Here is a 13970-nt window from a genome sequence, read left to right as displayed (position 1 = left end):
AAGATTTTTAGAACAAAGCTAGCGACCTCCTAACTGAAGGCCGAGCAATACTAGCGAAAGCCGCGTACGCTGACAAGAAGATTTTAAGAAAAACTCCTTTAAGGAGCATCAATCGGTTAAAAAAAGCTCAAAAGCAAAGTTAAGCTAATTTACAGCTCATGAATAGGAGCTAATTTGCCCCTAAAACGATCTAATGTTTAGCAGTTAGCTTTTACCGCATCCGCGATTTTAAGCGCTGAACGTTGTACCAGTTCTGCATCTTCACCTTCAACCATGACACGTAGTAAAGGCTCGGTTCCCGATTTACGTAGCAGCACTCGCCCTTTTTCACCCAATTCAGCTTCAACTTCTTGTACAGAATCTTTTACAGCTTGAGCATCCAATGGATTCGAGTCGCCACTAAATCGTACATTCTCGAGAACTTGAGGGTATAAGGTCATTCCTTGAGACAGCTCGTTCAGCGTCATTTCGCTACCAACAATAGATGCAATCACTTGAAGCGCGGCAACAATCGCATCACCCGTGGTCACTTTATCCAGTAGGATAACGTGTCCTGAGTTTTCAGCACCAATTTTCCAATTGCGTTCAAGCAATTTTTCCATCACATAACGGTCACCAACTGAAGCACGAACAAATGGTATACCCAGCTGTTTCAAACCATTTTCCATACCAAGGTTTGTCATTAATGTACCAACAACACCACCTTTTAATTCACCACGGCGAAGTGCATCACGAGCAATAATATAAGCAATCTGATCGCCATCGACCTTATTACCAAATTCATCAACCATAATGATTCGGTCACCATCGCCATCAAAAGCAACACCTAAATGCGCTTTCTCTTCAACAACTCGTTTTTGAAGTGCTCGAACATCCGTTGCACCCACTTCATGGTTGATGTTAGTACCGTTTGGCTCCACACCAATCGTCACAATCTCAGCGCCTAATTCAGTGAAGACACTTGGCGCGATATGGTATGTAGCCCCATGCGCACAATCGATAACAATTTTTAGACCCGCTAGGCTAAGCTCTGAAGGGAATGTGCTTTTACAAAATTCAATATAACGGCCAGCGGCGTCGTTTAGGCGCATCGCTTTACCAAGGTTTGCCGACTCAACACACTCGATATCTTTATCCATCTCAGCTTCAATAGCCAATTCGATCTCATCTGAAAGCTTGGTTCCCTCTGACGAGAAGAACTTAATACCGTTATCGTAATACGGGTTATGAGAAGCAGAGATTACGATGCCTGCTTCAGCGCGAAACGTTTGTGTGAGATAAGCAACAGCAGGCGTTGGCATAGGGCCTGTTAATGTCGCTTTTAGGCCTGCTGCTGCAAGACCGGCCTCTAAAGCAGACTCCAGCATATAACCAGAGATACGAGTATCTTTACCTATGATTACTTTCTTGGTGCCTTGCTTAGCAAGTACACGACCCGCAGCCCAACCGAGTTTCAATACAAAATCTGGAGTAATTGGATATTGGCCTACTTTTCCTCGTACACCGTCAGTGCCGAAGTAACGTCTTTTATCTGACATTTTTATTCCTTGGTTTCTTATTTTTCGTTATACAGTTTTTGCGCTATACGTTTTTTCAGTTCTAAACTTAATTAGAACTATATATTGCTGTTCATCGTGGTAATGATTTTCATTGCTTCTAATGTTTCATCCACGTCATGAACTCGTATGATTTGTGCGCCTTTTAATGCAGCAATTGTTGCACAAGTGACACTTGCCACCATGCATTCTGAAGGTTTTTTATCTATTAATTTAAATATCATCGACTTACGAGACATACCCGCTAATATTGGCATACCTAATTGATGAAACTTATCTAAATGCGCAAGCAGATGGTAATTATGCTCTAAAGTTTTGCCAAAGCCAAAACCGGGATCAAGAATCAACTGAGATGAATCAATTCCAACGGATTTACACGCTTTAACACGCTCGGCGAGAAACAGACTGATATCTTCGATAATATCTTTGTAGTGCGGTTTATGCTGCATCGTCCGAGGTTGACCTTGCATGTGCATGAGACAGATCGGCACTTGTGCTTTTGCAGCGACTTCTAATGTACCGGGCTCTTGCAGCGCTCGAACGTCATTGATGATATCGGCACCGGCCTCAATCGCCTTTTCCATCACTTTCGCTTTGCTAGTATCGATGGATATCCAGACATCATGTTTATCACGGATCGCTTTAATCACCGGGATCACTCGATTCAACTCATCTTCTAGAGAGACGTCTGGCGCACCCGGCCTCGTTGATTCGCCACCGATATCAATGATGCTGATACCCGCTGCTATCATTTTCTCAGCTTGCTCAAGAGCTGTCGCCAATGAAGAAAATTGGCCACCATCTGAAAATGAGTCTGGTGTGACATTAAGAATGCCCATAACTTGTGGGGTCGATAAATCTAACTGCTTATTGTTTGCTGTAATTTTCATAGATCTAATATCTAGATAGCCTAAAACACAAAAACCCCGAGAGAGCTCGGGGTTTTATTAAAGGACGGTCGTTACTCTGCGTCTTTTTTGTCTGCTTTTTCTGCAGATTCTACAGATGGCTCTTCAGTGCTATTACTTTCAGATGATGCTGCTTCTGCTTTATCTTCTGACGTTTTTTTAGCTGATTCTTTATCGCTATCCGTTTGAGGCTTGTCTTGATCATCACCCCAACCAGCTGGCTCACGAATTTCTGATTTGCGCTCCATTAGATCATCAATCTGTCCCGCATCAATGGTTTCGTACTTAACAAGTGCGTCTTTCATTGAGTGCATTAGATCCATGTTATCTTCTAGAATCTGCTTAGCGCGTGCGTAGTTGCGATCGATAATCACGCGAACTTCGTCATCGATAAGCTTCGCAGTATCATTCGATACATGCTTAGTTTGCGTTACCGAACGGCCTAAGAACACTTCGCCTTCATCTTCTGCATACAGAAGAGGACCAAGTTTTTCAGAGAAGCCCCACTGTGTCACCATCTTACGAGCAATATCAGTTGCACGTTCGATATCGTTTGATGCACCAGTAGATACTTTATCCATACCGTAGATTAGCTCTTCAGCTAGACGACCACCGTACAGACTAGAAATCATAGATTCTAAATGCTGACGGTTCATACTTACACGATCTTGCTCTGGTAAGTACATAGTGACACCAAGTGCTCGTCCACGTGGGATGATAGACACTTTGTATACCGGATCGTGCTCAGGAACCAAGCGACCAACAATAGCGTGACCCGCTTCGTGGTATGCCGTTGACTCTTTCGTCTCTTCAGATAGAACCATAGAACGGCGCTCTGCACCCATCATGATTTTATCTTTCGCTAATTCAAACTCAACCATAGTCACGCTACGTTTATTACCACGTGCAGCGAATAGAGCTGCTTCGTTAACTAGGTTAGCTAGGTCAGCACCAGAGAAACCAGGCGTACCACGAGCAATCAATGATGGTTCAACATCGCCACTTAGAGGGACTTTACGCATGTGAACTTTAAGAATCTGCTCACGACCACGGACATCTGGTAAACCAACCACAACTTGACGGTCAAAACGACCAGGACGAAGCAGTGCTGGATCCAATACGTCAGGACGGTTGGTTGCAGCGATAACGATGATACCTTCATTACCTTCAAAGCCATCCATCTCAACCAGCATTTGGTTTAGTGTTTGCTCACGCTCATCGTGACCACCACCAACACCTGCGCCACGTTGACGACCTACAGCATCGATTTCATCGATAAAGATAATACAAGGTGCTGCTTTCTTCGCTTGTTCGAACATGTCACGAACACGTGATGCACCAACACCAACGAACATTTCTACAAAATCTGAACCAGATATAGTGAAGAAAGGAACTTTAGCTTCGCCAGCGATAGCTTTAGCAAGAAGTGTTTTACCCGTACCAGGAGGACCAACCAACAAGATACCTGTTGGAATTTTACCGCCTAGTTTTTGGAATCGGCTTGGATCACGAAGGTAATCAACCAGCTCTTTCACATCTTCTTTAGCTTCATCACAACCTGCGACATCGCCGAACGTTGTTTTGATTTGTTCTTCGCTCATCATACGAGCTTTACTCTTACCAAACGACATAGCACCTTTGCCACCGCCGCCTTGCATTTGACGCATGAAGAATATCCATACACCAATGAGTAAGATCATAGGGAACCAAGAAATAAAGATAGTCCCTAGAAGGCTTTGCTCTTCTGGAGGTGTACCTTGAACTTTCACGTTTTGGTTAATGAGGTCATCTAGAAGCTTTTGATCATATACCGGCATGTATGTGACAAAACGAGAGCCACCTCCACGACGAGTAAAGGCAATTTCTTGACCTTTAAATGTTGCTTCTTGAATCTGGCCTTGGCCAACTTCCTGTACAAACGTGGTGTAATCTACTGATCTACTGTTGCTTTCACCAGGGCCAAAGCTCTGGAACACAGACATCAATACGACAGCGATAACTAGCCACAGAATTAAATTTTTTGCCATGTCACTCAAGGTGCAAGCCTCTCGATAACTAATTGTAATTAAAGGTAGGGTACTACAGTTTGAAACCTGTAGCTATAGTGTTAACTTTCGCCTTTAGTGGCTAAATAGTTAACCTTTGTAACCAGTGGCTACAATGAATACTTCACGAGAACGAGCTCTAGAAGAATCAGGTTTTCTCACTTTGACGGTTTTGAACATTTCACGAACGTCTTTCACGTATTGATCAAAGCCTTCGCCTTGGAAAACTTTAACAACAAAGCTACCATTTGTGGCTAGAACTTGTCGACACATATCCAACGCTAATTCTACTAAATACATTGCTCTAGGTTGATCAACTGAATTATTGCCAGCGATATTGGGTGCCATATCTGACATCACAACATCAACCATATTCGGTTGAATTCTTTCAAGCAATGCTTCTAGAACTGACTCTTCACGAAAATCGCCCTGTAAAAAGCTTACGCCCGCAATTGGATCCATAGGCAATAAATCACAAGCAATTATTTGCCCATTGTCACCTACTATTTTAGCAGCATATTGAGACCACCCACCAGGAGCTGCGCCTAAATCGACGACGGTCATACCAGGTGTGAACAACTTATCTTTAAGATGGATCTCTTCCATTTTAAAGTAAGCACGAGAACGGTAGCCTTTCTTTCTAGCTTCGTTTGCATACTTATCGTCGAAGTGTTCCTTCAACCAACGACCAGAGCTGGCCGAATGTTTCTGTTTACTCATTAGATACCTAATTTAGTGGGTAAAACCCAATTGCTATATACATAAGACTAATAAATTATAGTCTTCAGCATTAGATGGCGTTAAAATGGTTTTTTTCAACCCTAATAGAAAATAAATTGGCCGCGAAATGAACCTAAGCAACAAACAAAAGCAGCATCTTAAAGGCCTAGCGCACAGTCTAAAACCTGTCGTGCTTATGGGCGCGAATGGACTCACTGAAGCTGTTCTAGCAGAAATCGAAATTGCACTTGATCACCATGAACTGATCAAAATTAAAGTCGCTTCTGAAGATCGTGATACTAAGCAACTGATTATTGATGCAATTATTCGTGAGACTAAAGCAGAGAAAGTACAAACCATTGGTAAAGTACTAGTACTGTTTCGTCCATCAGAGCAACGTAAAATCGAAATCCCACGCAAGTAATTACACTTTAGATTACTGCAGTGAGAAAAAAGGTCGCATGTGCGACCTTTTTTTTATCTTTAACATTTCAACCGACAAGAGCCAGCCTTTCTACTAGTTAAATATATTCTACTTTATCAATTTCGAAGTCTTTGTCGCCGCCTGGAGTCGAGATCATCACCTCATCACCTTCAAGCTTACCAATCAGACCACGTGCAATCGGTGATTTCACTGAGATACGACCAGATTTAATATTCGCTTCATCTTCAGAAACGATTTGATACTTAACTTCTTCGTCAGTATCAACGTCGATCAATGTAACAGTAGTACCGAAAATAACTTTTCCAGTATTTTCCATCTGCGTCACATCAATAATTTGAGCTACAGAAAGCTTGTATTCGATGTCACGAATTTGAGCTTCGCATATGCCCTGCTCTTCACGAGCGGCATGATATTCAGCATTCTCTTTTAAATCGCCTAGCTCACGAGCTTCACCAATCGCAGCTGAAATAATAGGACGCTGCTTAAGTAATTTTTCTAAGTCGTCACGTAGCTTTTTTTCGCCACGTACAGTCATTGGAACCTTTTCCATATATACCTCTATGCCAAAGGGAACTTTGGACAAAACAAAACTACCTGATCCAAACGGCCAGGTAGTTAATTTGTGCATTGATTTCTTTTAGTTTAAACAAACTTGGCAGGTAAATCATTAAAATTCCCCTGAGATAAATCCCAAAAAAGAAAATCCTCACAATTTTTACGCTAGCCAAACAATCCTAGTGAGGCTAAATAACCAACAGAAATAAAGAAAACTTATCAATACATATAAACTCACGCTCTCAAGAAGATTCACCAGCCAGCGCCTTTTAAAACCCAAAAACAACGCAATATCAACCACTTAAAACAAAAACCAATTTTCGACCTCATTTTTGTCTCTAAAGGTCACATTATATCACTAACGTTTTCAATCACTTAACGGTTAAAACGTAGTTGCGTCTGACTTCTTGCTTCATTTAGTAATAACAACTTCGTCTTAATCCATATATACGAAAAGTTAAAGCGAGAAGTCAGGCCAACACAATATAGTGTGAGGGCAGCTTGCCTTTACTCATAAACACTATTTATGGACATAAAATAGGACAACAAAATGAACAAAACTCTGATCGCTTTAGCTGTATCAGCTGCTGCAGTGGCTACTGGCGTAAACGCAAACACAGTTCAATCTGACAACGTTGAAGGCTCTTCTGTATACAGCAGCAATGGTCAATCTCTAGAGATCGGTGGCCGTGCTGAAGCTCGTCTATCTATGAAAGATGGTAACGCTGCAGACGCTAGCCGTGCACGTTTAAACTTCCTAGGTAAAACTGAGATCACAGATGGTCTATACGGTAAAGGTTTCTGGGAAACTGAACTGACTACAGACGGTACAGAAACTCGTTACGTATACGCTGCTATCGGCGGTCAATACGGTGAAGTTGCATACGGTAAAACTGACGGTGCTCTTGGCGTAATCACAGACTTCACTGACATCATGTCTTACCACGGTGCTACTGGTCTTTACAAATTAGACGTTGCTGACCGTGACTCACACATGATCGCATACAAAGGTTCATTTGCTGATCTAGATCTTAAAGCAAGCTACCGTTTTGCTGAACGCGTAAATACAGATGAAAGCGGCGCGATCGATAACGATGGTGAATTCTACTCAAATGATAGCACTGACGGTTACTCATTATCTGCTGTTTACACAATCGCAGACACTGGCGTAACTATCGGTGGCGGTTATGCTGATCAAAGTGGCGAGCGTAAAGTAGATGGCGAAACTATTTTTGCAGATAGCACTCAATTTGTTCTAGGTGCATCTTACAACACTGACAGCTACTACTTCGGTGCAGCCTTTGTTGATGGCCAAGATAAAGAACTATCAACTGGTGAAAAAATAGACATTACCGGTTACGAGTTTGCTGCGGCTTACAAGTTAAACAACATGGCATTCACTACAACTTACAGCTTCCAAGAAGACAAAATTGACGGTGATAAGCTAGACCTTGCAGACAATATTGCTATTGATGCAACATACTACTTTGCTAACAACGTACGTACTTACATCTCTTACAACTTTAACCTACTTGATTCAGACAAAGTTGGTAAAGCAGCAGCTGAAGACGAGCTAGCACTAGGTCTACGTTACGACTTCTAATTTTTCATTATTTGAATGAAAACATCTTTAAGCCTGCTTTTATAGCGGGCTTTTTTACCCTTAGCTCTTAAGCTTTTGGTTTCACTCGTTACTTTCCCACGACCACCAAAGAACACACATCGCAGTACTGATAGTCATTCTCATCACCATTCCTTCGCTGAATAAAATATCTTTATATGTTTCTGATGACATATAAATTCTTAAAATATATAAAAAACCATATAAACCCCACCACTCCAAAACTCGATAAAAAAACACTTAATAAACAATAGCTAACCTGTGATTTTATCGTAATAAAACACAATGCGATTAATTCGTTCAGATCATTTTACTAACGCTGTAGGGAACTTTAGGAGTAAAACGTAATAACACCTTATGCAGTTGAAATGCTTATCAATGTCATTATTGACATAAATCTTACATATGAAACTTGATTAAAGCTGATGTAGGGTCGACGATACTAGCGTGAAGGTTTTATTTACCTCGCAAAATAATAACTATTTATGGACAATAAAATAGGACTAATAAAATGAAAAAGACTCTAATTGCTCTAGCGGTGGTAGCTGCAGCAGGTACAACTACAGTAAACGCGGCTGAGCTATACAACCAAGACGGTAACTCAGTAACAATGGGTGGCCGTGCTGAAGCTCGCTTATCTTTGAAAGATGGCAAAGCTGACGACAAATCTCGTATTCGTTTAAACTTCCTTGGTAAAGCAGAAATCTCTGAAAACCTATACGGTGTTGGTTTCTGGGAAGGCGAGTTCACAACTAGCGAACAAGGTGGTGTTGATAACAGCAACAGCCTCAACACTCGTTATGGCTATGGCGGTATTGGTGGTAGTTTTGGTGAAGTTGCTTACGGTAAAACAGCCGGTGCTCTTGGTGTAATTACTGACTTCACTGATATCATGGCATACCATGGTAACTCAGCAGCGTACAAAATTGCCGTTGCTGACCGTTCTGACAACATGATTTCTTACAATGGTCAGTTTTCAGATCTAGCATTAAAAGCTAGCTACCGTTTTTCTGATCGTCTTACTGTCGATGAGAATGGTGTTTCAGACCCTGATGGTGAGTTTTATTCCGATAACAAAGCTGACGGCTTCTCGTTATCTGGTATCTACGCAATCGGTGATACTGGCATCAAATTAGGTGGCGGCTATGCAGACCAAAATACTGGTACAAATGCATCTAAAGATCAGTATATGTTGGCAGCTTCTTATTCAATCAACGATTTATACTTCGCTGGTACATTCGTTGATGGACAAGAAAAAGATTCAGGCTCAAAAACCGATAAGACAGGTTATGAATTTGCAGCCGCTTACACTATGGGTAAAACCGTCTTTACAACTAGCTATAACTATCTAGAAGCTAAGGCTTCTGGTATTAAAGAAGATGCTGCTGACAACGTAGCCGTTGATGCAACATACTACTTCAAGCCAAACTTCCGCAGCTACATTTCATACAACTTCAACCTTCTTGATTCAGACAAGGTAGGTAAAGTAGCTTCTGAAGATGAACTCGCTCTTGGTCTACGTTACGACTTCTAAGTTATTGCTACAAATTAATAATAACAATGCCTGCATCTAGCAGGCATTTTTTTATCTCGCTATACTCATCAGTCACAGTTTCTTCATGTTAATTTCTCATTAAAGCTAGCTTAGGTTTTACACCATGCACTCTATTTTTCGATTTAGCCCTGTTTTTGTCTTGTTTGTTTTATTCTCTGCGAACAGTGTTGCTTACCCACATGTATCAAAACTCCCTGACGGCAGCCGAAACAGCCTAGTACTTGAAAGTCTAGAAAGCCCACGTGCAACTTCTTTGTCTGAAAACACTCAGCAGTTTTTTCCACCCGCGAGTACCTTAAAGCTCGTCACAGCACTTGCTGCAAAGCTAGAGCTTGGCGATGAGTTTCACTATCAAACCTCACTGTTTCAGCACAGTGATGACCTTGTGATTGAATTCACCGGTGACCCAACCATCACCACACAAGATCTAAAAAATCTGCTTACAACTGCCAAGAAACAAGGCATTAAAAATATTAAAGGCGATATCTGGTTAGATGACTCTAGCTTTACTGGCTACGAACGCGCAGTTGGTTGGCCATGGGATATTTTAGGTGTATGTTACAGTGCGCCAGCCAGTGCTATTACACTGGATGAAAACTGCGTTCAAGCCAGTATCTATACGTTAGACAATGGGAAAACTCGTGTCTACGTGCCTGAACAATTCCCTATTCATGTATCCACCAAAGCTCAAACGGTCAGTAAATTAGAGCAAGAGAGCAGCCAGTGCGACCTTGAACTGACGACAGAGAACAACAACCAGTATCAGCTTAATGGTTGCTTAGTTGAGCGAAGTAAACCTCTTCCGCTTAAGTTTGCTGTGCAAAACCCTGCGCAATACACCACTCGTATGGTTTACACGCTGTTAAATCAGCTTGGTATTGATCTTCATGGTTCGGTTAAGGTCGGTCAACCTAAATATTCATTTGATAGCTCAACAGCAATGCTTATCGCCAGGCATAACTCGCCAAAGCTCCCTGAACTGCTCGATACCATGCTCAAAAAATCAGATAATCTCATTGCCGACAACTTAACAAAGACCATTGGCAGTACCTTCTACCTACAGCCGGGAAGCTTTAAAAACGGCACGTTAGCGATTAAACAGATTATCTTAGCAAAGACAGGAATTGATCTTGAAAAGGCACAGCTTGTCGATGGTTCAGGTCTTTCGAGAAACAACCGCATGACCAGCCAAGATATGGCGGATGTATTGCGTTATATTTGGGATCACGAATCAGATCTTAATCTGATTTCGGTAATGCCAACCTCAGGCGAGACAGGCACGCTGCAATATCGAAGAAGTATGCGTAAAGCGCCAATTAAAGGCCAATTGATTGCTAAAAGTGGTTCTCTATACGGTAGCTATAACATGGCAGGGTATGGGCTTGATTCACAAGGTCAACCTACCTCGTTATTTGTTCAGTTCGTCTCAGATTACCACCCAATAAAAAGGAGCAACGACAAACCTGTCATTGCTCCTATTACTCACTTCGAAACGCTCTTTTATCAAGATATCGTTTCATTTAGTCAGACTGTTTCTACTCAATAGCCAACGTTGCTCAATAACGATGCTTCTGCTTCCTACTCATCTGCTATTTAGCCGATGCCTAGGAAGTAGTTCACTACCGTGAAATAGATCCATATCCCTGAAATATCAACGATAGAAGCTAGAACCGGGCTAACAAGTACTGCTGGGTCTAGTTTCACCGCTCTTGCAATAATAGGTAAAATTCCGCCTAGCGTGGTTGAAATGGTTACCTGAATAAACAGAGCGATGGCGATTGCTAACGCTATGATATTAATATCAAAGCCGCCAGTGGATACGGAATCACTAAATAGCAAAATTCGCCCAATCATCACAATGGATATTGCCAAAGCAAGACAAACCGCTACTCGGCTCTCCTTCCATAAAACAGCTAACCACTGCCTCTTTTTCAGCTCACCAGTTGCTAACGCACGTATAACCAAAGTCGCCGCTTGTGTTCCCGTGTTACCACCAGCTGCCGCAATCACTGGCATATAAATAGCCAGTAAAATCAGCTGACTTAATGTATCTTCATACTGCGCAATAATAAGACCTGAAACGATGCCTAATAGTGCAAGTGCGATGATCCAACCTATACGCTGCTTTACGTGCTCAAGAACACTGGTTGTTAAGTAGCCCTCGGCGGTCTCCACTTCAGAGTGAATAATCCCAAGCTGGTGCGCATAGTGTCTGGCTCTTTTGTCGTGCCCTTCCGCTTCTAGCAAACTAATAAGTTGCTGAACATAACCGACAGAGCAGTGATGTAAGATCGCCACCGCTTCTTCAATTGGCATTACCGTTAATAGATGTAATTGCTTCTGTTGGTCATATTGTAAAAAAGCGTTGCGTGCTGCACCGATCTCTTCTTGTGAAAAGTTTGGTGTGTTTTCAATGTAAGTATTGCTCATTACCGTCATGGCGAATCTCCCGATTGGCAAAGGTAACGACCATCACGCATAAGTGTTTTAAGTGGTTAAAGAATAGTGACTCTGTGAATCGTTATTAATTAAAACTCATAACAAACCCTACAACAATATTTCGTCGCAAGCTTATGGTGTCTAGAGGGAAATGGAGAAAAATAGAGGGGAATATGAAACATGCCCTACCGCAAGGCAGGCGCGAAGATCGACAATACCGAAGCGGTTACTTTTCTCCCTTCATACTAGGAGGATGGTCGGTATTGTTCATAGTTATCTCCGAATGAACTGCTGTAATAGCAGCGCGCGCATAATATCAAATCTCAAAGATCAGATCAGCTAAATATCGACTATTTTTGTTAATAATTTGCCAATTCAATTCAACTCAACCAATACTCTTATATAACAACAAAGAACTAGCTAGGTGATGAATGAGTGATGGAAAAAAAAACCGTCCACTTTCCAAAGAATATGTAAAACGTAAAGGGTATATCTGTGTTGGTTGGACTTGCGTTATTCTTGGATCCATAGGTATCACCGTTCCTCTTCTGCCAACGGTCCCATTTATTTTATTAGCACTCTACTGTTTTGGCTCAGCCTCTCCAAAATTCCAACAATGGTTACTCGATCACCCACGTCTTGGACCTCTCGCTCGGCGATTAAAAGAAAACCAAGGTTTAACCCCTCTGGAGAAAACACAGTCTCTAATTTTAATTTGGCTCTCTATGGGCAGCGTTTTGTACTTCATTGCCTACGGAACTCATTGGCAATATGCCATTGCCGCTCTACTTATATTTGAAACATGGTTTATCCTGCGCTTTAAAACATGCATAAAAAAAGCGCCCTAAGGCGCTTTCTTGTGATTACATATCTACCATCGAACTTAAGCTAATTCGTTTTAAACAATTTAGCGTTAAAGTACGTCAGTTTTTAAGCAATCGTAATACGTGCAAATTTACGTTTACCAACTTGGAATACGTAAGTACCCGCTTCTGGTGTGAATTTCGCGTCTGCTACTTTCTCACCTTCAATCTTAGCTGCGCCTTGCTTAACCATACGCATCGCGTCAGAAGTTGAACCACAAAGGCCTGCTTCTTTTAAGATGTTTGCAACAGGTAGACCGGCTTCAAAGGTAAACTCTGGCATCTCATCAGGAATTTGGTTTTTAGCAAAACGGTTAACGAACTCTTGCTCGGCCGCATCTGCATCTGCTTCTGAGTGGAAACGCGCAATGATCTCTTTCGCTAGAAGCACTTTCACATCACGAGGGTTTTTACCCGCTTCAACGCCAGCTTTGAATTGTTCGATCTCTTCTAATGGGCGGAAAGATAGCAGCTCATAGTAGCTCCACATCAATACGTCAGAGATAGACATAATCTTACCAAACATATCGCTTGGTGCATCGCTAACACCAATGTAGTTGTGTGCAGACTTAGACATCTTCTTCACGCCATCAAGGCCAACTAGAAGAGGCATCGTCAATACAACTTGTGGTTTCTGACCATGACCTTTTTGCAGTTCACGACCCATCAGAAGGTTGAACTTCTGATCAGTACCACCAAGCTCAACATCTGTTTCCATGGCTACAGAGTCATAACCTTGCAGTAGCGGGTACATAAACTCGTGAATTGCAATTGGCTGACCACCAGCATAACGCTTTTTAAAGTCATCACGCTCTAGCATACGTGCAACCGTTAGGTTTGAAGCCAGACGAATCATGCCTTCAGCACCTAATTCAGACAACCATTCAGAGTTAAACTGAATTTTAGTTTTCGCCGGATCTAGGATCTTGAAAACTTGCTCTTTATAGGTTTCTGCATTGCGAAGTACATCTTCGCGAGTCAATGGTGGGCGAGTCGTATTCTTACCCGTTGGGTCGCCAACCATGCCAGTGAAGTCACCAATCAAAAAGGTAACGTCATGGCCTAGCTCTTGGAACGCTCGCAGTTTATTTAAAATAACTGTGTGGCCCAAGTGGATATCTGGCGCCGTTGGATCGGCACCTAATTTAATTCTTAGTGGACGGTTCTCTTTTAACTTCGCAATTAACTCTTCTTCTGGAATTAATTCGTCAACACCACGTTTTATTTCTGCCAATGCAGCTTCGATACTCGCCATTCTTGTTC

12 protein-coding genes are annotated in these 13970 nt (G+C 42.0%); 5 read left to right on the top strand and 7 right to left on the bottom strand.

What is annotated here, in order from left to right:
- Positions 1–197: 197 nt before the first annotated feature.
- The 4 genes from glmM to rlmE all read right to left on the bottom strand — a co-directional run bounded on the left by glmM (position 198) and on the right by rlmE (position 5229).
- On the bottom strand, positions 198–1538 hold the full coding sequence (glmM, locus tag L4C54_RS13775) for a phosphoglucosamine mutase (RefSeq protein WP_428801108.1): 1341 nt from the start codon (positions 1536–1538) through the stop codon (positions 198–200).
- Between the two features lie 77 nt (positions 1539–1615).
- Positions 1616–2446: a dihydropteroate synthase gene (gene folP / locus L4C54_RS13770; RefSeq protein WP_428808645.1), complete on the bottom strand. Its 831-nt coding sequence runs from the start codon at positions 2444–2446 to the stop codon at positions 1616–1618.
- Between the two features lie 71 nt (positions 2447–2517).
- On the bottom strand, positions 2518–4491 hold the full coding sequence (gene ftsH, locus L4C54_RS13765; RefSeq protein ID WP_428808644.1) for an ATP-dependent zinc metalloprotease FtsH: 1974 nt from the start codon (positions 4489–4491) through the stop codon (positions 2518–2520).
- Positions 4492–4599: 108 nt separating this feature from the next.
- A complete protein-coding gene (rlmE, locus tag L4C54_RS13760; RefSeq protein ID WP_428801111.1) occupies positions 4600–5229 on the bottom strand; it encodes a 23S rRNA (uridine(2552)-2'-O)-methyltransferase RlmE in 630 nt (209 codons plus the stop codon).
- A gap of 127 nt (positions 5230–5356) precedes the next feature.
- Here rlmE and yhbY point away from each other — a divergent pair, with 127 nt between their 5' ends.
- The gene (yhbY, locus tag L4C54_RS13755) at positions 5357–5653 is read left to right on the top strand and encodes a ribosome assembly RNA-binding protein YhbY (RefSeq protein WP_428801112.1); all 297 of its coding nucleotides are present in this window, start codon (positions 5357–5359) and stop codon (positions 5651–5653) included.
- Positions 5654–5750: 97 nt separating this feature from the next.
- Here the strand turns inward: yhbY and greA are convergent, their stop codons facing one another.
- A complete protein-coding gene (gene greA, locus L4C54_RS13750; protein WP_428801113.1) occupies positions 5751–6224 on the bottom strand; it encodes a transcription elongation factor GreA in 474 nt (157 codons plus the stop codon).
- Positions 6225–6779: 555 nt separating this feature from the next.
- On the opposite strand from greA, the gene L4C54_RS13745 reads away from it, so the two are divergent.
- From L4C54_RS13745 to dacB, 3 genes are all read left to right on the top strand, one after another.
- On the top strand, positions 6780–7832 hold the full coding sequence (locus L4C54_RS13745) for a porin (RefSeq protein WP_428808643.1): 1053 nt from the start codon (positions 6780–6782) through the stop codon (positions 7830–7832).
- A gap of 529 nt (positions 7833–8361) precedes the next feature.
- Positions 8362–9384 (top strand): porin, encoded by a 1023-nt coding sequence (locus L4C54_RS13740; RefSeq protein ID WP_428808642.1) that lies wholly within the window; start codon positions 8362–8364, stop codon positions 9382–9384.
- 124 nt (positions 9385–9508) lie between these two features.
- Positions 9509–10951, top strand: a complete 1443-nt coding sequence (gene dacB / locus L4C54_RS13735) for a serine-type D-Ala-D-Ala carboxypeptidase (protein WP_428808641.1) — start codon at positions 9509–9511, stop codon at positions 10949–10951.
- A 47-nt stretch (positions 10952–10998) separates the two neighbouring features.
- Here the strand turns inward: dacB and L4C54_RS13730 are convergent, their stop codons facing one another.
- Positions 10999–11844 (bottom strand): magnesium transporter, encoded by an 846-nt coding sequence (locus L4C54_RS13730; protein ID WP_428808640.1) that lies wholly within the window; start codon positions 11842–11844, stop codon positions 10999–11001.
- Positions 11845–12275: 431 nt separating this feature from the next.
- Here L4C54_RS13730 and L4C54_RS13725 point away from each other — a divergent pair, with 431 nt between their 5' ends.
- Positions 12276–12692 carry a YbaN family protein gene (locus L4C54_RS13725; protein ID WP_428808639.1) on the top strand — a complete coding sequence of 139 codons (417 nt, stop codon included), beginning with the start codon at positions 12276–12278 and terminating at the stop codon, positions 12690–12692.
- Between the two features lie 82 nt (positions 12693–12774).
- Here L4C54_RS13725 and tyrS read toward each other — a convergent pair whose 3' ends face one another.
- Entirely contained in the window at positions 12775–13962 is a 1188-nt protein-coding gene (gene tyrS, locus L4C54_RS13720) for a tyrosine--tRNA ligase (protein WP_428808638.1), read from the bottom strand.
- Positions 13963–13970 lie beyond the last annotated feature (8 nt).

This window comes from Vibrio lamellibrachiae (genome assembly GCF_050337265.1).
GTDB classification, from domain to species: Bacteria; Pseudomonadota; Gammaproteobacteria; order Enterobacterales; family Vibrionaceae; genus Vibrio; species Vibrio kyushuensis.
This window is presented reverse-complemented; position numbering and strand designations above follow the sequence as displayed.